18 protein-coding genes are annotated in these 21743 nt (G+C 71.8%); 4 read left to right on the top strand and 14 right to left on the bottom strand.

Annotated features, from left to right (window positions below; translation table 11 throughout):
- Positions 1–140: 140 nt before the first annotated feature.
- Together sucD and sucC are read right to left on the bottom strand one after the other, a co-directional pair.
- Positions 141–1043: a succinate--CoA ligase subunit alpha gene (gene sucD, locus AUL35_RS12850; protein WP_062015361.1), complete on the bottom strand. Its 903-nt coding sequence runs from the start codon at positions 1041–1043 to the stop codon at positions 141–143.
- A 67-nt stretch (positions 1044–1110) separates the two neighbouring features.
- Positions 1111–2301 carry an ADP-forming succinate--CoA ligase subunit beta gene (sucC, locus tag AUL35_RS12845; protein WP_062015359.1) on the bottom strand — a complete coding sequence of 397 codons (1191 nt, stop codon included), beginning with the start codon at positions 2299–2301 and terminating at the stop codon, positions 1111–1113.
- A 442-nt stretch (positions 2302–2743) separates the two neighbouring features.
- Here sucC and AUL35_RS12840 point away from each other — a divergent pair, with 442 nt between their 5' ends.
- A complete protein-coding gene (locus AUL35_RS12840; RefSeq protein ID WP_192847092.1) occupies positions 2744–3880 on the top strand; it encodes a diguanylate cyclase in 1137 nt (378 codons plus the stop codon).
- Positions 3881–3896: 16 nt separating this feature from the next.
- Here the strand turns inward: AUL35_RS12840 and zapE are convergent, their stop codons facing one another.
- The 6 genes from zapE to AUL35_RS12810 all read right to left on the bottom strand — a co-directional run bounded on the left by zapE (position 3897) and on the right by AUL35_RS12810 (position 8475).
- Complete coding sequence (gene zapE / locus AUL35_RS12835; protein ID WP_244493766.1) at positions 3897–5081, bottom strand: cell division protein ZapE; 1185 nt, start codon at positions 5079–5081, stop codon at positions 3897–3899.
- A gap of 38 nt (positions 5082–5119) precedes the next feature.
- Positions 5120–5671, bottom strand: coding sequence for a protease inhibitor Inh/omp19 family protein (locus AUL35_RS12830; protein ID WP_062015355.1), 552 nt, complete (start codon positions 5669–5671; stop codon positions 5120–5122).
- Positions 5672–5801: 130 nt separating this feature from the next.
- Positions 5802–6467 (bottom strand): carbonic anhydrase, encoded by a 666-nt coding sequence (locus AUL35_RS12825; protein WP_062015353.1) that lies wholly within the window; start codon positions 6465–6467, stop codon positions 5802–5804.
- 59 nt (positions 6468–6526) lie between these two features.
- Complete coding sequence (locus tag AUL35_RS12820; protein WP_062015409.1) at positions 6527–7273, bottom strand: DUF429 domain-containing protein; 747 nt, start codon at positions 7271–7273, stop codon at positions 6527–6529.
- Positions 7270–8196, bottom strand: a complete 927-nt coding sequence (pdxY, locus tag AUL35_RS12815) for a pyridoxal kinase PdxY (protein WP_062015351.1) — start codon at positions 8194–8196, stop codon at positions 7270–7272. Before pdxY ends, AUL35_RS12820 begins: the two co-directional genes overlap by 4 nt.
- 3 nt (positions 8197–8199) lie before the next feature.
- Positions 8200–8475, bottom strand: coding sequence for a hypothetical protein (locus AUL35_RS12810; RefSeq protein WP_062015350.1), 276 nt, complete (start codon positions 8473–8475; stop codon positions 8200–8202).
- 168 nt (positions 8476–8643) lie between these two features.
- Here AUL35_RS12810 and AUL35_RS12805 point away from each other — a divergent pair, with 168 nt between their 5' ends.
- Entirely contained in the window at positions 8644–13503 is a 4860-nt protein-coding gene (locus AUL35_RS12805; RefSeq protein ID WP_062015348.1) for an NAD-glutamate dehydrogenase, read from the top strand.
- Positions 13504–13625: 122 nt separating this feature from the next.
- Positions 13626–14843 carry a PLP-dependent aminotransferase family protein gene (locus AUL35_RS12800; protein ID WP_062015347.1) on the top strand — a complete coding sequence of 406 codons (1218 nt, stop codon included), beginning with the start codon at positions 13626–13628 and terminating at the stop codon, positions 14841–14843.
- An 87-nt stretch (positions 14844–14930) separates the two neighbouring features.
- On the opposite strand, the gene AUL35_RS23065 is transcribed toward AUL35_RS12800, so the two are convergent.
- The 6 genes from AUL35_RS23065 to htpX all read right to left on the bottom strand — a co-directional run bounded on the left by AUL35_RS23065 (position 14931) and on the right by htpX (position 21357).
- On the bottom strand, positions 14931–15065 hold the full coding sequence (locus AUL35_RS23065) for a hypothetical protein (protein WP_280137339.1): 135 nt from the start codon (positions 15063–15065) through the stop codon (positions 14931–14933).
- Positions 15066–15136: 71 nt separating this feature from the next.
- Entirely contained in the window at positions 15137–16747 is a 1611-nt protein-coding gene (gene purH / locus AUL35_RS12795; protein ID WP_062015345.1) for a bifunctional phosphoribosylaminoimidazolecarboxamide formyltransferase/IMP cyclohydrolase, read from the bottom strand.
- A gap of 84 nt (positions 16748–16831) precedes the next feature.
- A complete protein-coding gene (locus AUL35_RS12790) occupies positions 16832–17017 on the bottom strand; it encodes a hypothetical protein (protein WP_062015344.1) in 186 nt (61 codons plus the stop codon).
- A gap of 65 nt (positions 17018–17082) precedes the next feature.
- A complete protein-coding gene (locus AUL35_RS12785; protein WP_156417981.1) occupies positions 17083–18759 on the bottom strand; it encodes a heparinase II/III family protein in 1677 nt (558 codons plus the stop codon).
- 147 nt (positions 18760–18906) lie between these two features.
- On the bottom strand, positions 18907–20325 hold the full coding sequence (locus AUL35_RS12780; protein WP_062015341.1) for an RsmB/NOP family class I SAM-dependent RNA methyltransferase: 1419 nt from the start codon (positions 20323–20325) through the stop codon (positions 18907–18909).
- Between the two features lie 48 nt (positions 20326–20373).
- Positions 20374–21357 carry a zinc metalloprotease HtpX gene (htpX, locus tag AUL35_RS12775; RefSeq protein ID WP_062015340.1) on the bottom strand — a complete coding sequence of 328 codons (984 nt, stop codon included), beginning with the start codon at positions 21355–21357 and terminating at the stop codon, positions 20374–20376.
- Positions 21358–21511: 154 nt separating this feature from the next.
- Here htpX and AUL35_RS12770 point away from each other — a divergent pair, with 154 nt between their 5' ends.
- Positions 21512–21739 (top strand): DUF1674 domain-containing protein, encoded by a 228-nt coding sequence (locus AUL35_RS12770; protein WP_062015338.1) that lies wholly within the window; start codon positions 21512–21514, stop codon positions 21737–21739.
- Positions 21740–21743: the final 4 nt, after the last annotated feature.

Raw genomic sequence — 21743 nt, 5'->3', positions numbered from 1 at the left:
AGACGCCTTCGCCCGCCCCTTGATCACCCTCCCCTTGCGGGAAGCCTGCGACGCGGGCGGGCGGCGCTGCAGGGCAAGGGCATGGTTTCGTGGCGAGATAGCGACGGCGGCGCCCGTTTGCGAGCGCCGCCCCGGTATCGTCAGCCCTTGAGGACCTCGACCAGCGTCTTGCCGAGGCGCGCCGGGGACGGCGACACGCGGATGCCCGCCGCCTCCATGGCCGCGATCTTGGACTCGGCGTCGCCCTTGCCGCCCGAGACCACGGCGCCCGCGTGGCCCATGGTGCGGCCCTTGGGCGCCGTGCGGCCCGCGATGAAGCCGGCCATGGGCTTCTTGCGACCGCGCTTCGCCTCGTCGATCAGGAACTGCGCGGCATCCTCCTCCGCCGCGCCGCCGATCTCGCCGATCATGATGATCGACTGGGTGGCGTCGTCGGCCAGGAACATCTCCAGGACGTCGATGAACTCGGTGCCCTTCACCGGATCGCCGCCGATGCCGACCGCCGTCGTCTGGCCAAGGCCCTCGTTGGTGGTCTGGAACACGGCCTCATAGGTCAGGGTGCCCGAGCGCGACACGATGCCGACATTGCCCTTGCGGAAGATCGAGCCCGGCATGATGCCGATCTTGCACTCGTCCGGCGTCATGATGCCGGGGCAGTTGGGGCCGAGCAGACGCGACTTCGACTTTTCGAGGCGCCCCTTCACGCGCACCATGTCGAGCACCGGGATGCCTTCCGTGATGCAGGTGATGAAGGGGATCTCGGCGTCGATCGCCTCGATGATGGCATCCGCCGCACCCGCCGGGGGCACGTAGATCACGGAGGCGTTGGCGCCGGTCCGCTCCTTGGCCTCGGCGACGGTCGCGAAGATCGGCAGCGTCTCGCCACCCTCGCCCTGCCAGCTCTCGCCGCCCTTCTTGGGATGGATGCCGGCCACCATCGTGCCGGGGTGGTACGCGTTGGCCTGGTTCGTGTGGAACGAGCCGGTCTTGCCGGTCAGGCCCTGGACGATAACCTTGGTGTTCTTGTCGACGAGGATGGACATGGGATGAGTGAAACCTGGAAGAGGAGGTGAAGGGCGGCGCGCGGAGGGATCAGCTGATCGCCGGGGATCAGCCGATCGCGGCCACGATCTTCTGGGCGGCGTCGTCGAGGTCGTCGGCCGCCGTAATGGCCAGCCCGCTCTCGTTGAGGATCTTCTTGCCGAGCTCGACGTTCGTGCCTTCGAGGCGCACCACCAGCGGCACCTTCAGGCCGACTTCCTTCACGGCGGCGACCACGCCTTCCGCGATCACGTCGCACTTCATGATGCCGCCGAAGATGTTGACCAGGATGCCCTGGACCTTCGGGTCGGCCGTGATGATCTTGAAGGCCGCCGCGACCTTTTCCTTCGATGCGCCGCCGCCGACGTCGCAGAAGTTCGCCGGCTCCTTGCCGTAGAGCTTGATGATGTCCATCGTCGCCATGGCAAGGCCCGCGCCGTTCACCATGCAGCCGATGTTGCCGTCGAGGGCGACATAGGCGAGGTCCCACTTCGAGGCCTCGATCTCCTTGGCGTCCTCTTCCGTCTCGTCGCGCAGCGCCTTCATGTCGTCGTGGCGGAACAGGGCGTTGCCGTCGAACGAGACCTTGGCGTCGAGAACACGCAGGTGGCCGTCGGTCATGACGATCAGCGGGTTCACCTCGAGGAGCGCCATGTCCTTCTCGGTGAAGGCCTTGTAGAGCGCGGGGAAGAGCGACTTGGCGTCCTCGGCGGCGGCGCCGTCCAGCTTGTAGGCTTCCACGATCTTGGCGACGTCGGCCTGCGTGACGCCGGCGGCAGGGTCGATCGCGACCGTGATGATCTTCTCGGGCGTGTCGTGGGCCACCGCCTCGATGTCCATGCCGCCTTCGGTAGAGACGACGAAGGCCACGCGCCCGACAGAGCGGTCGACGAGGAGCGAGCAGTAGAGCTCGCGGGCGATGTCGGCGCCGTCCTCGATGTAGAGGCGGTTCACCTGCTTGCCCGCCTCGCCGGTCTGCGCGGTGACGAGCGTGTGGCCCAGCATCTCGCGGGCGTTGGAGACGACCTCCTCGACCGAGCGGGCGAGGCGCACGCCGCCCTCGGCGCCCTCGCCGAGTTCCTTGAACTTGCCCTTGCCGCGTCCGCCGGCGTGGATCTGCGACTTCACCACGTAGAGGGGACCGGGAAGCTGGCGCGCGGCGGCCTCGGCCTGGTCTGCGCTCGTGATCGCGACGCCCTCGGCGACCGGCGCGCCGAAGCCCTTGAGGACCTGCTTGGCCTGATATTCGTGGATGTTCATCGGATCGTCTCGGTTGAGGAAAAACGGCGGAGCGGCGAGGTCCGGGGTCGGTCGGCTCGGGGGATGTCGGTTTCGAGCGCGGCGAGGCTCCGGACGGCGGGGAGGCGGTTAGATGGACCGACGGGCGCGACCGTCACGGTCCCGCCGCCCGAGCGATCGGCCGATGGTCCGCCTGGGCCGCTCGTGGCGCAGGGCATAGCCTTCCCCGCTGTCGAATTCAACCGAGCGGCGATCGGTCCAGCAACATCAAACGGTTAGAACCCGTGGGGCTTACGTAAGCGTCAATCGCATTGCGGTGCGAAAACAAGGTCGTGGCGCCATCCGCGACCGGGCGAAACTTTTCTCGCATCCCCTCGCCTTTGCAGGTCGATGCCAAGGCAACGTTAACACCGCAGCGCCATAGTTCGCGCACGGACGAAGACGACCCGAGAATGGAATGCCCATGGCCGAGGTCCTGGCCTTCGCGATCATGCTGAGCAACGGCGTCGGCCAGCTTGCCGTGATCGCCATCCTGTTCGGCACGCTGCAGCGCCACCGCAGCCCGCCGCTCCTGCAGGCCGCGCTGACGAGCACGCTGTTCGCGATCTGCGGCCTGATCGCCATGTCCGAGCCGGCGCGCTTCGACAACGGCGTGGTGGTGGACCTGCGCGCCGTCATCACGGGCCTTGCCGGCGCCTTCGGCGGCTGGCCGGCGGCGCTCGCGACGGCACTCGCCACCTGCCTCTACCGCATCCATCTCGGCGGGATCTACGTCGCGGGCTGCGCCTCGATCGTGTTCGTGGCGATCCTCGGCCTCGCCTGGCGCTGGCGCACCCGGCACGAGCGCGCGACCCGCCTGCGGCACCTTCTCGTGCTCGGCGGCCTGATCGCGCTTCATCCCCTGCCGCTTCTGTTCGTTCCCGCCACGTGGAACGCCCAGACGCTGGTGCCGACGCTTTCCACGCTCCTCTTCGCCTCGCTCGCGGGCGCGGTCGCCTTCGGCAAGCTCGTGGAGCGCGAGATGAAGCAGATCGCGCAGGAGCGGCTTCTGGTTCGCGAGGCGCTGCACGACCCGCTCACCAACCTTCTCAACCGCCGCGGCTTCGAGGCGGCCTTCGTGGAGGCGCGCGGGCTCGACCAGGACGCGCCGCTTTCGCTGCTCCTGATCGACATCGACCATTTCAAGTCGGTGAACGACCGCTTCGGCCACGACGTGGGCGACGACGTGCTCCAGACGGTCGCGGACCGGCTCCAGGCCGATGCGGGACGCTTCGAGCGCTGCTCGCGCCATGGCGGCGAGGAGTTCGCGGTTCTCCTGCCGCGTTCGGGAACCGACGCCGCCCTCCGGCGCGCCGAGGCGATCCGCGCGGCGATCGAGCGGCTGGAAACGCCGCGCGCGGCCGGCGACCCCATCCGCGCCACGGTCTCGATCGGCATCGCGGCCTGCGGCGACGGGCGCACGTCGCTCGCCGAACTCTTCCAGAAGGCCGATACCGCCCTCTACCGGGCCAAGGCGGCGGGCCGCAACCGCAGCATCCTCTATCCGCTGGACGGCCAGATACCGGCGACCCTGGCGGCCGGACACCTCGTTCCGGCCTGATCGCGGCCGCGCGACGCTAGACCGCCGCCGCCTCTCGCGCCCTCGTCTCGGCAAGGTAGTCCTGCGATCCCATCTCGGTGAGACGCGACAGGGCGCGCGCGAACTCGAAGCGTTCGGTGCCGCGCTGCCCCTCGTAGAGCGCCTCGGCCGGGCGCTCGGCCGTCATCACCAGCCGGCGGCGCTGCTCGTAGAGCGTGTCGACGAGAAGGATGAAGCGCTTGGCCGCGTTGCGCTCGCCCTCGCCCATCACCCGCACGCCGTCGATCAGCACCGTGCCGTAGCGCTCGGCGATCGCGAGGAAGTCGGCGGCGCCCAGCGGCGCGTCGAGAAGCGCCGAGGCGGGAAAGCGCGCCGCGCCGTTGCCGGCGCGCGGAACCTCCAGCGCCCGGCCGCGATGCTCGATGCGCTCGGACGCCTCGCTCCGTCCCCCCAGCGTTCGCGCCCAGGCCGCATCCATGCGCCGCTCCGCTTCCGGGCCGAGCGGGGCGATCACCACCGCGTCCTCCTCCTCGCCCTCGAGGCGGTAGTCGGTCGGGGCGTCCAGGAAGAAGACGTCGCAGCGCGCTTCCAGAAGGTCCACGAAGGGCAGGAAGAGCGGGCGGTTGAGGCCGTCGCGGTAGAGGTCGCGCGGCGCGACGTTGGAGGTGGCGACCAGCACGATCCCGTGCCGGAACAGGGCCTCGAACAGGCGCGACAGGATCATCGCGTCCGCGATGTCGGTGACCGTGAACTCGTCGAAGCACAGGAGGCGCGTCTCGGCGGCGACAGCCGCCGCCACCGGCGCGATCGGGTCGTCGCCCTCGCCCTTCCCGTCGCGCATGAGACGACGCTGCTCATTGATGCGCCCCTGGATCTCGCCCATGAAGGCGTGAAAGTGCGTGCGCCGCTTGAGGGGCTCGGGCGCGAGCTCGAAGAAGAGGTCCATCAGCATGGACTTGCCGCGCCCGACGCCGCCATGGACGTAGAGGCCGCGCGGGGCCTCGGCCGGCTTGGCGCGCCCGAACAGCCACCCGAGCGCGCTGGACTTGGCCGGCAGGCGGCTTTCGCGCAACCGGCGGCCGAGCGCGTCGAGCCGGTCGGCGAGCCGGCGCTGGAGCGGGTCGGGCTGCAGGAGCCCGGCCGCCACGCGCCGGTCGATCTCGGCGCGCACGGGCCCGCGCTCGGCACCGACCGTGCCGTAGCCTTCGAGGGGCGGCGTCAAGGCGAGACGGATCCGTTGCTGATGCTGCGCCTCGGAGCCTAGCGGTAGAGGCTGACCTGCTGGCCGCCCGCCGTCGTGCCCTCGTAGCGCGTGCCGCCCGCGTTGGAGAGCGTGGCGACCGTGGAGCCGCCCGAGTCCTTCAGGACGACCTGGCTGCCCGACACGTCCCAGGCCGACACGTCGGCGACCTGGCCGGGGCAGCCGCGCGAGGCGGCGCGGTAGCCGCCCGTCCACTGGGTCAGCGCCATGAAGATCTGGCAGTTGCCGCCGCCCGACGAGACGCGCCAGGCGCCCACCAGGCTCTCGCGCGTCACCGGCGAGGCCGAGGCGGTCTGGACCGGAGCGCTGGCGGCGCCGGGAGCGGGCGTGGCGGCCGCCGTGTCGGTCGTGGGGGCGGGCGTCTGGGTGACGGGCGCGGCCGGCGGCGGGGGCGGGGGCGGCAGGCGGTTGGAGTAGACCTGCCCGGTCGGCGCGGGCGTCAGCGGCGCGATGCCGCCCCCGCCGCCCGACAGGTTCGGCCCGGCGGAGGTGCAGCCGGCCAGGAGCCCCAGTGTCAGGAGAGCCGCACCGCTTCGGGTCCAGTTCGTCATCGGGCGGGTCCTTTTCGTGCCGCAGGCGCTGTCGTGGAATGGTTAAAATGCAAGCGATGGCGTTTGGGCAAGGCGCGGCCCGCGCTTTTCCCCGACGCAGGCCCCGATTGTGCTCGCCGCGCCACGCGGATCAGGCGAGGCTCGGCTCGTCGAAGTCCACCAGCGGGCGCTGGAAGTCGCCGGTTTCGCCGTCCATCGCCCACAGCTCGCCGGTCGAGATGTCGAACCAGGCGCCGTGCAGCGTGAGCTCGCCCGCCCGCTCGCGCTCGGCGACATAGGGAAAGGAGCGCAGGTTCGCGATGGAGTGGCGGATCGAGATGCGCTCCAGCGCGGTCTGGCGCTCGCCCGGCGTCATCAGCTCGTTGGCGGCCACGCCCTTGGCCACCGGCTCCACCATCGACATCCACTTGCCGATGAAGTCGCCCGGCGAGAGCGGCTCGGCATCGGGCGAGAGCGCCGCCTTGATGCCGCCGCAGCGCCCGTGGCCCATCACCACGACGTGCCGGACCTTCAGCGCCTGCACGCCGAACTCCAGCGCCGCCGAGGTGCCGTGGAAGTCGCCGTCGGGATTGTAGGGCGGCACGAGGTTGGCGACGTTGCGCACCACGAAGAGCTCGCCCGCGCCCGCGCCGAAGATGGTCTCGGGCGCCGCCCTCGAGTCGCAGCAGGCGATCACCATGGTCTCCGGCGTCTGGCCGTCGCGGGCCAGTTGCCGATAGGTCTGGGTTTCCTGCAGGTAGCGCCCCTCGATGAAGCGGCGGTAGCCGGTGAGGAGCTGTTCGGGAAGAAGCGACATGGCGAGACCTCCGACGTGATTTGGTCAGCTTCTAGCGGAGTTTTGCAGTTGCACACAATTCAGGCGTGGATCGTGATCGGCAAACCGTGCGCGTCGTGCTCCGGCGGCTCGGGAAACCGGCGGGTCAAGCCATCCCGCCGGCGGCGGGCGGCGAGAAGAAGGGCGCAGGCGTCGAGCCGGTCGTCCTCGGCCGCGCCGCTTGGCCGGGCCGCATCGAGGAGCGCGGCGGGCAGGCCGTGCGCAAGAAGAATCGCCCGCCGCTCCGCCGCGCCCGCCGCCCCCGTCTTGGCGTAGCGGCAGGGTGCGCCGGTCAGGCCGGCGAAGACGAGTTCGGGATGGCTTTCGAGAACGCGCGCCGCCAGCTCGGGCTCGGCCCTCAGGCGATCGTCGATCTCGAGGATCTTCGGAAACAGGCCGAAGCCCTGGATCGACACCGCGCTCGGCGGCTCCGACAGCTCGCGCGCGAGGCGGCAGCTTTCGGCATAGGCCCCGCGCCGCGCCGCGCCGTCCCGGAACGGCCCCCGCCCCGCCTCGACGGCAGCGCGGGCTGGAATCGAGAAGATCGAGCCGCGCCGCGCGCCCAGATGCGGCCGCGCGGCCTGCTCGGCGGCCCGGCCCGGTCCCCGGATGCGCTCCGGCAGGCCGATCGGCATGTCGACGAGAACGAGGGCATCGGGGTCGAGCGCTTCTAGAAGCGCCGTGAAGCCGGCAAAGAGCCGAAGTTCGCAGCGGCCGTCGGCCTCTTGAATCGCGGCGATCCAGCCGCCCCGGCAGCCGTCGACGCCCGCAAGCGCCCGCTGGCTCAGGCGCGGAACCCGCCGCCGGCGGGCGCGAGCCGCCGCATCTGCACCATGGCGAGCGGCGAGCGCAGGACGTCGGCGTCGGTTTCCAGCGTCAACTCGTCGGCGCCCCGCTTGGTGGTGCGCGCCAGGATCTCGAACACGGCGGCCGTGGTCGACTGCAGTGCCTTCTCCGCCGGCGCTCCGGCCAGGAGACGCGCGAGGAACACGGCGCCCGTCAGGTCGCCCAGCCCGTGCGGCACGCGCTCGATGCGGCGGTGCTCGGCCAGAAGCGCCGTCTCGCCGTCGACGAGGAGGTTGCCGATGCCTCCGCGAAGAAGCGGAAAGGCGGAGGTGACGACGACGCGCGCGGGGCCGAGGGCGCTCGCCACCTCGACGAGGTGGCGGTTGTCGGAAAATTCCAGCCCGGTCAGGAGCTCCAGCTCGAAGCGGTTGGGCGTCGCGATGTCGGCACGCCCGATCAGCTCGTCGCGGATCGCGTGGAGCGTCGCCTCGGGCTGGTAGAGGCGCGCGGCGCCCTCGCCGCCCGCCGCGCCGTCGCCCACGACCGGATCGCAAAGAAACAGGGCGGCCGGGTTGCGTCGCTTCACGGCGTCCACGAGCCGTGCGGCGTGGGGCACCTGCGAGGGAGCGCCGAAATAGCCGGTGATTACCGCCCCGACCTCGCCGAGCCAGGGCGCCTCGCACAGGTCCGACACGAAGCTTGCGAAGCCGGCTTCATCGGGCACGAGACGCGTCGAGGGTCCGTGCCCGGGATGCCAAGGCAGGGTGACGGTGGGCACGCTCCAGACCGGGTGGCCGAGCGATTCCAGCGCGAACACCACGGCGCGGTTCCCCACCGTGCCGCGCGCGACATGCGAGGAGATGGAGATCACGGCGGGCTTGTCGCCCGCGCGCGGGGGCTCGGGCGGAGGAACGGCGGACAGCATGGATCAGGCCAGTTGCAGGACGAGAAGGGCGGCCAAGACCACGAAGGCGACGAGGCCGCCGAGGCGACCGACGCGCCGGCCCCAGACCTCGGCGCGGTCGGCCGGATCGGCATCCCCGCCGGTGAGGTGGCGCCAGGCGCCCGCCGTCATCGCCCTTGCCATCACGCCGGTCTGCGGATCGGTCTCCTGCCCGACGCGGCGCAGGATCGCGTCCGCCTCGCGCCGGCGGTCGGCGTCCGCCGGAAGGGGACCGGAAGGGGTGCGATGGGGCGTCGTCATCGGCGCGAACCCTGCGCCAAAAGCGTGCCGAAGGCAACGGCGCACAGCCCTGGCGTCGGATGCAAAAAGGGGTTGCGGCTCCCCTCGTCCCGTGGACATGACACGGGGCGGCGCCACTTGGGAGCGGGCGCCGCCAAGGGCCGTCAACGGCCGAGGGAGACGGGAACGATGATCGAAGACGGGTTCAAGGCAGCCATCCTGAGGCAGGTCCGCGAGCATCTGGGGCCCTTGCCCGAGGCCTCGGCCCTGGCGCCCCTGCTTCTCGCCCGCCCGCCCGCCGAGGATCTCCGGGCGCTGTCGGCCGAGACGCTGGCGCGGGCCTGCGAGACGGCGGCCGGCCTTCTCGCCGAGCAGAGGCCCGGCGCCTCGCCCGTGGACGTGCGCCGCGTCGAGGACGAGGGGCTCGGCACGCTCGCGCTGATCACGATCGTCCACGACGACATGAGCTTCCTGTTCGATTCCACGATCGCCGAGATCGCGGACCGCGCGCCCGCCATCCATGCGATCAGCCATCCGATCCTGCACGTGGAGCGCGACGGCGAGGGACGCATCCGCCGCTTCGAGGCCGCCGGCCCGAAGGGGGCGGGCGGCGATGCGGACGCGCGCCTGTCGGTGATCCAGGCCGTGATCACCGCCCTGCCCGATCCCGACGCCGACGCGCGGCTCGAGCAGGCGATCCGGGGCATCCTGCGCGAGGTGACGCTCGCCAACCGCGACTTCTCGGCCATGCGCGCCGAGGCGAACCGGCTGGCCGACGCGCTGCTGACGGAAGGCGCGCGGGAGGGCGACGGCGACCTTCGCGCCGAAAAGGCGGAAGGGGCCGAGCTCCTGCGCTGGCTGGCCGAGGACAACTTCATCTTCCTCGGTCTGCGGCGCTTCACCTACCACGAGGACGGCGAGGCGCTGCGCCGCGTCGAGGGCTCGGAACTCGGCATCCTGCGCGATCCCGGCGTGCGCGTCCTGCGCCGCGACGACGACGGCGAGACGCCCGACGCCATCCGGCGCTTCCTCCTGGAGCCCGCGCCCCTCATCGTCGCCAAGGCCAACAGCCGCTCGCGCGTCCACCGCCGCGTCTACATGGACTATGTGGGCGTCAAGCACCGCGACGAGGCGGGGCGCCTCGTGGGCGAGACGCGTATCGTCGGCCTCTTCACCTCCTCGGCCTATACGCGCCCGCTCGCCTCCATTCCCTATCTTCGGCGCAAGGCGGAGAGCGTGCGGGAGCGCTTCGGCTTCCCGCCGCGATCCCATGCCGACAAGGCGCTGACGGTCGCGCTGGAGACCTACTCGCGCGACGAGATGTTCCAGATCGATCTCGATCTCCTGGAGCGCTACGTCGGCGTGGTGGTGGAGCTCGGCGAGCGACCGCGCGTGCGCGTCCTGCCGCGCGTCGACCGGTTCGACCGCTTCGTCTCCGTGCTCGTCTTCGTGCCGCGCGAGAGCTACGACGCGCGCATGCGCGACGAGATCGGGCGCCTGCTCGCCGAGCGCTACGACGGCCACGTCTCGGCCTATTATCCCGCCTTCCCGGAAGGCTCGCTCGCCACCATCCACTTCATCATCGGGCGGCGGGGCGGCGCGACCCCGCAGCCGGACGTCGCCGCCATCGAGGCGGAGGTCGCCCGCATCGCGCGCGACTGGGGCCAGGCCTTCGAGGCGGCGATCGGGGGCACCGGCTCGCACAGCGAAATGCTCGCCATGGGCGCCGGCTTTCCCACGAGCTACCAGGAGGCCGTCGAGCCGGAAGAGGCGGTCGCCGACGGCTGGCGCGCGCTGGCGCTGGACGAGACGCGGCCGATCCATGTCGACTTCTACCGGCGCGAGGGCGACGAGGCGGGCACGCTGCGCCTCAAGGTCCTGAACCTCGGGGAAGCGCTGCCGCTGTCGCGGCGCGTACCGATCCTCGAGAACATGGGCCTCTCTGCGGTGGCCGAGCGCACCTTCCGCCTGGCGCGGCCGGACGGGACGGCCGTGTTCCTCCACGACATGACGCTCCGGCGTGCCGACGGCGGGCACCTGAGCGACGAGGGCGTGGCGCTGGAGCAGCTCTTCTCGGCGGTCACCGACGGGCGGATCGAGAACGACCGCTTCAACGCGCTGGTGCTGGGCGCCGGGCTCGACTGGCGCGAGGCGAACGTCCTGCGCGCCTATGCCCGCCACATGCGCCAGAGCGTGGGCGCGGCGACCGATTTCGCGGCCGAGGTGCTGGAGCGCCATCCGCGCATCGCCGCCGACCTCTTCGCGCTGTTTCGCGAAAGCTTCGACCCCGCGCGCGAGCGCCGGGCCGAGACGACCGAAGACCCGGCGCTGCAGCAGGCGGCCGAGCGAGGCGTCACCGCGCCCGCGCGGCGCATCCTCGAGGCGCTCGACAAGGTGGCGAGCCTGGAGGAGGACCGCGTCCTGCGCCGCTTCCTGGCGGAGATCCTGGCGACGCTGCGCACCAACTACTTCACCGTGCCCGCGGTCTCGGCCGCTTCGGGCTCGACGCCGCGAGCGGTCGAGCCCGCGCTCGCCTTCAAGTTCGACCCCCATCGGATCGAGGGCCTGCCCGCGCCCGTCCCGTATCGCGAGATCTTCGTGTTCGACGCGCGCGTCGAGGGCGTCCACCTGCGCTTCGGCCCGGTGGCGCGCGGGGGCCTGCGCTGGTCGGACCGCTCGCAGGACTACCGCACGGAAGTGCTCGGCCTCGTTAAGGCGCAGCAGGTCAAGAACGCCGTGATCGTGCCGGTCGGCTCCAAGGGCGGCTTCTTCCCCAAGCGCCTGCCCGATCCGGCCGCCGGTCGCGAGAGCTGGTTCGAGGCGGGCCGCTCGGCCTATGTCGTCTTCATCGCCTCGCTCCTGTCGCTTACCGACAACGTGGACGCCGAAGGCCGCACCGTGACGCCGGACGGCCTCGTGCGCTTCGACGGCGAGGACCCCTATTTCGTGGTGGCCGCCGACAAGGGCACGGCGACCTTCTCCGACACCGCCAACGCGGTGGCGCTGGCGCGCGGCTTCTGGCTGGGCGACGCCTTCGCCTCCGGCGGATCGGCGGGCTACGACCACAAGGCCATGGGCATCACCGCGCGCGGCGCCTGGGAGGCGGTGAAGCGCCACTTCCGCGAGATGGGCCGCGACGGGCGGGCGCTCGACATCCAGTCGGAGCCCTTCACGTGTGTGGGCTGCGGCGACATGTCGGGCGACGTCTTCGGCAACGGCATGCTCCTGTCGCGCCAGACGCGGCTCGTCGCCGCCTTCGACCACCGCGACATCTTCCTGGATCCCGATCCTGACCCGGCCGTGGCCTTCGCCGAGCGCGAGCGTTTGTTCAAGCTGCCCCGCTCCTCCTGGCGCGACTACGACGCCTCGCGCCTGTCGCGCGGCGGCACCGTCGTCAGCCGCTCGGAAAAGCGCGTCACCCTGTCCGAGGAGGCGGCCGCCGCCATCGGCTGGGACAAGCGGACCGGCACGCCGGCCGAGATCATCACCGCGATCCTCCAGGCGCCGGTGGACCTCCTGTGGTTCGGCGGCATCGGCACCTACGTGCGGGCGAGCGTCGAGACCAACGCGGACGTCGGCGACCGCGCCAACGACGCGCTTCGCATCACCGGCCGCCAGATCCGCGCCAGGGTCGTCGGCGAGGGCGCCAATCTCGGCCTGACCCAGCGCGCCCGCATCGAGGCGGCCCGCGCGGGCGTGCGCCTCAACACGGACGCGATCGACAACTCGGCCGGCGTCAACACGTCGGACGTCGAGGTCAACATCAAGATCGCGCTGAGCGGTCCCCTGCGCGCCGGCTCGCTCCCGATGGCGGAGCGCGACAAGCTGCTCGCCGAGATGACGCCGGACGTGGCCCGGCTCGTGCTGCGCAACAACTACGACCAGACGCTCGCCCTGTCGCTGGAGGAGCGCGCGGGCGCCTCGCGCCTGTCGCTCCAGCAGCGCTTCATGCAGGCTCTGGAAGCGCAAGGCGCGCTCGACCGCGAGGTCGAGTTCCTGCCGGGCGACGCGCAGATCGCGGACCTTCGCGCCAAGGACCGGGGCCTGACGCGCCCCGAGCTCGCCGTGCTCCTCGCCTATGCGAAGATCGACCTCTTCAACCATCTGGCGGCGAGCGCGCTGCCGGACGACCCGTATCTGGCAGGACGCCTGTCCGGCTACTTCCCGCCGGCCATGCGCCAGAGCTATGCCGGTGCGATCACGGCCCACCGGCTGCGGCGCGAGATCGTGGCGACGGCGGTCGCCAACGAGTTCGTCAACCGGCTCGGCCCCTCCTACGCCACGACGCTCATTGACGCGACCGGGCGTCCGGCCGAGGACGTGGCGGCACGCTTCCTCGCCGCCTATGACGGCTTCCGCATCGGCGACCTCGTGGCCCGCGTCGACGCGCTCGACGCGGCGCTGCCGGGCGACCGGCAGAACGAGCTCTATGCCGCGATCTCCGAGTTCCTTCAGGCCGCGACGGCGATCCTCCTGCGCCTGCCGGCCGAGCCGCTCGCCGAGGTCGTGCCCCGCCTTCGCTCGCGCGCCGAGGAGTTGCGACCCGTCCTGCCCAGCCTCGTCAGCGAGCGGGCACGCGCCGAGTTCCAGGCACGCGAGGCGCAGTGGCAGGAGCGCGGCCTGGACGAGGATCTAGCGAGCGACCTCGCCCTCCTGCCGCTTCTGGCGCTCCTGCCCGACATCGAGCGTGTTTCACGTGAAACCGGAACGGCGATCGAGGAAACGGTGCGCGCCTTCTTCGCGGTCACGCAGATGCTGCGCATCGGCCGGCTGGAAGGTGCGATCGCCCAGCTGCGGCCGACCGACTACTACGAGACGCTGGCGCTGGAGCGGGCGGCAAGCCAGATCCTGCGCGAGCGCCGCCGCCTCGTCGCCAAGGCGCTCCAGGGCGCGAGCGACGCGGAGCACGCCGCCGACAGCTTCCAGGCAGAACACGGGCCCGCGCTCGCCCGCGCGGCCGAGCGGCTCGGCCAGCTGGCCGGCACGGGCGAGACCAGCGTCGCGCGCCTGACGCTCGCCGCCGGCCTCCTGCAGGACGTCGCGCCCTGATCGCGCCGGCCGGAGGGGTCGCGCCCTCCGGCCCGCGATCGAATGTCGACCTTATGAAATAGGTCAGCATTGTTGACATAATTTCGGTCATGCTCCACAGCTTGCCGCCGGAGGAACCATCCATGGACATGACCGAACTCTTCGCCACCCGATCCTCGCGCATGCGCGCGTCCGAGATCCGGGAGCTCCTGAAGCTTCTCGACCAGCCCGACATCGTGAGCTTCGCCGGCGGCATCCCGGACCCCGCGCTCTTCCCGCACGAGGCCTTCCGCGAGGCCTACGGGCGCGTCCTGTCGCCGGCCACCTCGAACCAGGCGCTGCAGTACCAGGTGAGCGAGGGCTACCGGCCGCTGCGCCAGTGGCTGGCCGGCGAGATGGGCAAGCTCGGCGTGCCCTGCGACGAGACCAACATCTTCATCACCTCGGGCTCGCAGCAGGGGCTCGACTATCTCGGCAAGCTCTTCCTGTCGCCCGGCGACACGGCGCTCGTCACCTGGCCGACCTATCTCGGCGCGCTGCAGGCCTTCAACGCCTACGAGCCGCGCTACGACCGCCTGACGCCGGTCGGCGGCAACACGACGCCGGACGCCTACCGGGCGGCGGCGGCCAGCAACGGCGGTCGCGTGAAGTTCAGCTATCTCGTGCCGGATTTCGCCAACCCGACCGGCGAGACGCTGGACGAGGCGGCGCGCAACGGCGTGCTCGACCTTGCCACGGAGCTCGACTGCGCGGTGATCGAGGACGCCGCCTACCGGGCGCTGCGCTACGAGGGCCGGGACGTGCCGCCGATCCTGGCGCTCGACTGCGCGCGTTCGGGCGGCATCGAGGCGACGCGCACGATCTACTGCGGCTCCTTCTCCAAAATCCTGGCGCCGGGCCTGCGGGTTGGCTGGATCTGCGCGGCGAAGCCCCTGATCGAGAAGCTGGTTCTCGCCAAGCAGGCTTCCGACCTCCACAGCCCCTCGATCAACCAGATGGCGATCCTCGACGTCGCGCAGGCGAGCTACGATGCGCAGGTCGAGCGCTTGAAGGCGGCCTACGGCGCCCGGCGCGACGCGCTGCTCGCGGCGCTGGAGGCGCACATGCCGGCGGGCGTCACCTGGAGCCGGCCGGAGGGCGGCATGTTCGTCTGGGTGACGCTGCCGGACGGCGTCGACGCAGCCGCGCTTCTCGCCCGCTCGGTGGCCGAGGCGCGCGTCGCCTTCGTGCCGGGCGGCGCCTTCCATGCCGACGGCTCGGGCACCAACACGCTGCGCCTGTCCTTCACGCTGGCCGACGAGCGCGCGGTGACGGAGGGCGTCCCGCGCCTCGGCGCGCTCCTGAAGCGCACGCTCGGCTAGGCTGAAGCGTCTGCTCAGCTAGGTCGAAGCGCACGCTCGGCCGGGCAGAACGCGAAAGGGGCGACCGATCCGGCCGCCCCTTCTTCGTTACTTCTTGCCGGCGTCCTTTTGGGGCGCGGCGAACTTGCCGGGCACGGTCTGGGCGCCCGCGTCGACCTTGACCTTCTTGTCGGCCTTGGGCTTGCGGGTTTCCTTGTTCGAACGCATCTGGCCCTTGGCCATCGGTCTTCTCCCTGGAGATCGTTGCGGGCGCAATCTGCGCCCGCGCCCGCCGCGCCGCAAGCGGTTCCGCGCTAGTGCCGGAAGTGGCGCATCCCCGTGAAGACCATGGCGATGCCGTTGGCGTCCGCCGCCTCGATCACCTCGTTGTCGCGCATCGAGCCGCCCGGCTGGATCACCGCCGTGGCGCCCGCCTCGACCGCCGAAAGAAGACCGTCGGCGAACGGGAAGAAGGCGTCCGAGGCGACCGCCGAGCCGCGCGTCAGCACCTCGCCGCCCGCCACCTTGGCGGCGTCCTCGGCCTTGCGCGCGGCGATGCGCGCCGAGTCCACGCGGCTCATCTGACCCGCGCCGATGCCGACCGTGGCGAGATCCCGGGCATAGACGATGGCGTTCGACTTCACGTGCTTGGCGACGCGGAAGGCAAAGCGCAGGTCCGCCATCTCGGCCGCGCTCGGCTGTCGCTTGGTGACGACGCGAAGGTCGAGGTCGTCGACCACGCCGTTGTCGCGCGTCTGCGCGAGGAAGCCGCCCGCGACCGATCGGATCACGGTGCCGCCGGTGCGCGGGTCCGGCAGGCCGCCGGTGAGAAGCAGGCGCAGGTTCTTCTTAGCGGCGACGATACGAACCGCCTCCTCGTCGGCGTCGGGGGCGATGATGACCTCGGTGAAGACCTCGGTGATCGCCCGGGCCGACACGGCGTCGAGCCGACGGTTCAGGGCGACGATGCCGCCGAAGGCCGAGACGGGGTCGCAGGCGAGCGCGCGGCCGTAGGCCTCGATCAGCGAGGCGCCTTCCGCCACGCCGCAGGGGTTGGCGTGCTTGATGATGGCGACCGCCGCCGTGCGCTCGGGATCGAACTCGGCGACGAGCTCGAAGGCGGCGTCGGTGTCGTTGATGTTGTTGTAGGAGAGCTCCTTGCCCTGCACCTGGCGCGCGGTCGCGACGCCGAAGCGATGGCTGCCGTCGAGGTAGAAGCTCGCGCGCTGGTGCGGGTTCTCGCCGTAGCGCAGCGATCCGGCCGAGACGCCGGTGACCGCGAGGCGCTTCGGGATGCTCTCCTCGCCTTCCGCGAACCAGGCGGAGACGGCGCTGTCGTAGGCGGCGGTCTGGGCGAACGCGGCGCCCGCCCAGCGGCGGCGGGCGTGGAGCGTCGTTTCGCCCCCGTTCCGATCGAGCTCGTCGAGGAGCGCGGTATAGTCCGCCGGATCGGTCAGGACGCTGACATAGGCATGGTTCTTGGCACCCGCGCGGATCATGGCCGGGCCACCGATGTCGATGTTCTCGAGGATCGTGGCGAACGGCGCGCCCGAACGCCGCGTCTCGCTGAACGGGTAGAGGTTCACGACGAGAAGGTCGATCGCGCCGATCCCGTGCTCGCACATCGCCTGCGCATGGGCCGCGTCGTCGCGGATGCCCAGCAACCCGCCATGCACCAGCGGGTGGAGCGTCTTGACGCGCCCGTCCATGATCTCGGGAAAGCCGGTCAGCTCGCCGACGTCGCGCACCGGCAGGCCGGCCTCGGCGAGGGCGCGGTGCGTGCCCCCCGTCGAGACGAGCTCCACGCCACGCTCGTGGAGCGCGCGCGCCAGATCCACGATGCCGGTCTTGTCGAAGACGGACAGAAGCGCGCGGCGCAGCGGCACGCGGTCGGGAACGGGCGTGGTGTTGGCGGCGACGGCCATGGGCGGAGCCTTCCTCGGGTCGGGCTGGAAAATCGCCCTCCCCTTAGCCGCGTCGCCTCACCGAGACAACAAAGGCGGACGCCTTCAGAGCGGCCGGTTGGTGTCGCGCAGCGCCCGGTCGCCCGGCTGCTCGGCGCCGCGCAAGGGGGCGGTGTCGCGCCGGAGGTTGTCGAGCGTGTTGGGCAGGACGCCCACCGCGCGGTTCATGCCGCCGCAGCCCGACAGGGCCAGAAGAAGCGCGAGTGCGCCGAGAAGCCGTGCCGTCGTCATGTCGCGCTCCGATCCGTTCGGCCGCCAGATAAGGCGGCGGGATCGCGAAGCGAGCGGCGGAACCCTTAGCCGCGCTCCAGGCGCCAGGCGAGCTCGGGCTGCTCCAGGCAGTCGAGCGCCACGGTGATCTGGCGCGTGCGGCGCATGCCGCCCGCATCGGCGAAGAAGATCGAGTCCTCGATCTCCGGGGTCGTGTCGGCGGTGAACCACCAGACCTCCTCGCCCGCCGCCAGCCGCACCGCCTCGCCGATCCGCTCGACCCGGACATCGGGATGGACGTGAAAGCGAACGAGACCGATGGGCTCCTGCGCCTCGAGCTTGGCGCCGCGCCCGGCCGAGGGAAAGAGCCGGTCCACCCCGTCCAGCACCGTGCCCCCTTCCGAGAGCGTCATCTGCCGCTCGTGGACGAAGCCGAAGGCGGCGCGGTAGCCGTCATGGGCGGCGACCAGGGTCTGGCCGTGCGTGCCGTCGTCGCGCGTGAGCGGCACGCGCGTCGGGCCGGGCAGGAGCGGACCGCCGAGGAAGCGGTCCAGCGCCTCGGAGCGCGAGAAGCGCGAGGAGGAATGGTCGTTCAGCGTCAGCGTCGAATGGGCGGCCGTGGTGCGCGATAGGCGCCGCCAGCCCCCGTCGAGGCGCTGGGGCGCTCCGCAGTTGACGATGAGGCGCCGGCCCGCCGAGGAGAACTCGAAGGACAGGGTCCCGGCATGAGCCTCGGAGGAGACGCCGGGCTCGGGCGGCAGGCCCGTGTCGGCGAGCAGCACGGAGCGCCCGGCGGCGAGGCGCTGGTAGCCGGTCTGGCGCATCTGGCTGAGCGGCTCGCCGAGGCTCTCGTCGTGGCGCAGGATGGCGGCGACGAGGTGGTTGTCGGGCGCTCCCGCCCCGTTGAACAGGGCGAGCGCCCCGTCGGCGTGGCGGAAGAAGCGCAGCGCCGGCAGCATGCGGTCGAGCGCCGAGAAGACCCCGCGCGGCACGATCTGGTTGCGCGCCTGGAGAAGCTGCACGAGCGGCAGCAGGTCGGCGAGGATCGCGACCAGGACGCCGGGATTGCGCGAGACGTGGCCGCCGTCGGGATGGATCTGGCGGTCGAGCTCCTCGGCGAGGCGCGCGGTCGCCTGGCGCACCGAGGCGCGCCGCTCGGGCTGGCACACGGCGCCGAGCGCCACGGCGATCGCGGCGCGAAGGCGCGGCAGGCCGTCGGGCGCGGACCGCGCGGTGCGCCGCAGCCAGCGCAGCTCGGCGGCGAGCGCCTGCGAGAAGCGGCGCGAAAAGGCGCTGTCGGCGCCCGACAGGATGACCGGCGCGTGGCTCATCCAGGAGATGGCGCGGCGCGCCGTCGTCTCGTGGTCGCGCGAGACGCGCGCCCGGCGTCGGCGCGGCAGGGCGAGCCAGTCGGCGATCAGCGCCCGGGCGTGTTCGGAGGAGAGCGCGTCGCCGCTCTGGCTGAAGTGGCGCAGCCAGGCGAAGGAATGGAGTTCGGCGAGCCAGTTGGCCGGCTCGTCGCTGTTCTGGAACAGGGGGCGGCCGTGCAGCTCCACGACATGGCCGCCGAGGGCGATGTGGCCGACATAGAAGGCGCGGGCGACCGAGGCGTCGGCGCGGCGGTAGTCGCGCGGTCCCGCCATCAGCGGTTCGGCGGTGGCGGGCATGCGGACGAGGGCGCGCAGGCCCGCCATCGCGCGGCGCGCCGTCTCGCGTAGCATCAACCCCGCAAGGCGGGGTTCGTCCACAAAGCCCGTGGTCATGCCGCCCAAACCCTCCATCGGCGGCCCTGGCCCCTTCGAGGCGGGCCGGCCGTCGCCGGGGCGTGAAGCGAAGTCTTGAATCCTTGTCTGCCCCGACGAGGACTTTCGTCGATCAGGGTTAACGGAAGCTTAAGTGGCTGTTGTTCTTCACGTGACGCGACGGAAGCGGGCGGCGAAGAACCCGTCGAGGCCGGACAGTTCCGCGGTGTCCTTGCGCAGCATGGCGGGCGTCGTGCGCAGGAAGCCCTCCGCCGTCACCGCCTCCTCGATATCAGGCACCTCGGCAGGGACGACCGGCACGAGCTGGAACTCGCCGCGCTCGGCCAGGAAGCGCCGCGCCGTCTCCTCGCCCTCGCGCGGATCGAGCGAGCAGTTGGAAAAGACGAGGAGCCCGCCCGGACGCACGAGTCCGGCCGCGGCGCGCAGAAGGCGCTCCTGCACGCCGGCCAGCTTCTCGACCTCGTCCGCCGTCTTGGTGAAGGGCACGTCCGGGTGGCGGCGGATCGTGCCGGTGGAGGAGCAGGGCGCGTCGAGCAGCACGGCGTCGAAGCCCTCTTCGTCCGTGAAGCTCTCGATCGAGCCCTCGTGCGTCTCGGCCTCGAGGCCGAGCCGCGCGAGGTTGCCCCGCAGGCGCCGGAGGCGCGAGGCGGAGATGTCGAGCGCGGTGACGCGGGCCCCGGCCACCGCGAGCTGCGCGGTCTTGCCGCCGGGCGCGGCGCAGGCGTCCAGCGCGCGTAGCCCCGCCATGTCGCCGAAGAGGTGCGCGGGAAGGGCGGCGGCGGCGTCCTGCACCCACCATGCCCCTTCCGCAAAGCCCGGCATCTGGTCGACCGCACCGGTCTCGCGCGCGCCCAGGCGCACCGTGCCGGTGGGCAGGAGCGTTCCGCCGAGCCGCTCGGCCCAGAGCGCTGGGTCCTCGCGGCAGCTGAGGTCGAGGGGCGCGGGCACGCGCTGGGCGTGGAGGATGGCACGCGCCCCGTTCGCGCCGTAGGCCGCCTCGAGCCGGTCGAGCAGCCAGCGCGGCGCGTCGAGAGCGGGATCGTCGAAGCGGGCGAGAAAGGCCTCCTTGTCGCGCGCGATGCGGCGCAGGACGGCGTTGGTGAGGTTGGCAAAGCGCGCCGAGCGCGGATCCGCTTGCGCGCTCGCGACCGCCAGATCCACCGCCGCCGAGTCCGGCACGTCCAGAAACAGGATCTGCGCCGAGGCGACGTGGAGGATGTGGCGCAGCGCGCTCGCGCCCGGCGGCAGTGCCTTTTCCAGGCAGTCGCCGAGGATCGCCTCGATCGTGCCGCGCCGGCGCAGCGCGGCGAGCAGGATCGCGCGCACCAGCGCCTGGTCGCGACCCTCCAGCTTGCGGAACTCGGGGTGCCCGTTGCCGCGATCCGTCAGCCCGTCGAGCGAGGTGCGCGCGTCGACGACGGCGGCCAGCAGACGCGACGCGACGCGCCGGGCGCCGAGGCCCGGCCGCTGCGCGTCGTCGGCCAGGCTCGGGCGCTCGGCGGCGGGAGCCGTCCTGGATGGGGCGGGGCGCCGGGGGCGCTGCGGAGAGGAGGGGGGACGATCCATCCCGTTCCTATGGTCCCCCCGGGACCGGGCGGCAAGGGCGGAAGCGGATCAGCCCCAAGGGCCGCGGCGCGAGCGCGGACGGCTGGCGGGAACCGAGCCGCCGGGACGGCGCAGGCCCCGCGTGCCGGCCGCGTGGTCGAGGCCCGCGCCGAAGGCCGAGCGCGGCGCGGCGGAAAAGCCCCCACCCGTGCCCGCCTCCATGGCGAGAAGCGCGTCGATGCGGTTCTGCGTGTCGGGGTGGGTCGAGAAGAGCCCGTCCATGCGCTGGCCGCTGAGCGGGTTGATGATGAACATGTGCGCGGTCGCGGGGTTGCGCTCCGCGTCGTAGTTCACCGTGCGGCCCGCGCTCTCGGCGATCCTGGCGAGCGCCGAGGCCAGCGCGCGGGGGTTCCCGCAGATCTCGGCGCCGCGCCGGTCGGCCGAGTATTCGCGCGTGCGCGACACGGCCATCTGCACGATCATAGCGGCGAGCGGGGCGACGATCATCGCCAGAAGCACGCCGACGAATCCGAGCGGGTTGCGGTTGTCGCTCGACGAGCCGCCGAAGAAGAAGGCGAAGTTGCCGAGCATCGAGATCGCGCCGGCCAGCGTCGCGGTGACGGTCATGGTCAGCGTGTCGCGGTTCTGGACGTGGGCGAGCTCGTGCGCCATCACGCCCGCGATCTCGTCGCGGCTGAGCCGCGAAAGAAGACCGGTGGTGGCCGCCACCGCCGCGTTCTCGGGGTTGCGGCCCGTGGCGAACGCGTTCGGCTGGTCGTTGTCGATGACGAAGACGCGCGGCATGGGCAGGCCGGCGCGCGAGGCGAGGTCGGCGACGAGGCGGTGGAAGTCCGGCGCGCTCGCGGCGTCGACCTCGCGCGCGTGGTGCATGCGCAGCACCATCTTGTCGGCGTTCCAGTAGGCGAACAGATTGGTGGCGACGGCGATGGCCAGCGCCACCATCATGCCGCGCGGGCCGCCGATCAGAAGCCCGACGCCCATGAACAAGGCGGTCATGCCGGCGATCAGCATGGCGGTCTTGACGGTGTTCATGGGTGTTCGACCTCGCACGTTCCGGTGTTCTTGCGGACCTGCATCCGCGTTCCGCTCTTCAGGCTTCAGATTTGGGAACAGGTGTGGAACGCTTCAACCGAGCCACGGTTGAGAGACGTGCCGCCCCGCATCACGATCGCGAAAGGCCCACCCGATGACCGAGACGCCCGAGCCCACCGTGCCCGCTCCGGCCGAGGAGCCCCGGCGCGCGCTGTCGCCCGCTGCGCAGCGTGCGCTGGCCGAGGCCGAGGCGCGGCGCGCGGCGGGTCGCGACGTCGCCGTCGATCCCGACCGGATGCCGCCCGAGGTGAACGGTCGCAAGGGACCCGAACCCGTGCGCTTCGGCGACTGGGAGAAGAACGGGATCATCAGCGACTTCTGACCCG

The sequence above is a fragment of the Aureimonas sp. AU4 genome, from assembly GCF_001463765.1.
GTDB lineage: Bacteria > Pseudomonadota > Alphaproteobacteria > Rhizobiales > Rhizobiaceae > Aureimonas.
Note: the sequence above shows the minus strand (reverse complement) of the source record. Positions and strands in the feature narration are given on the sequence as shown.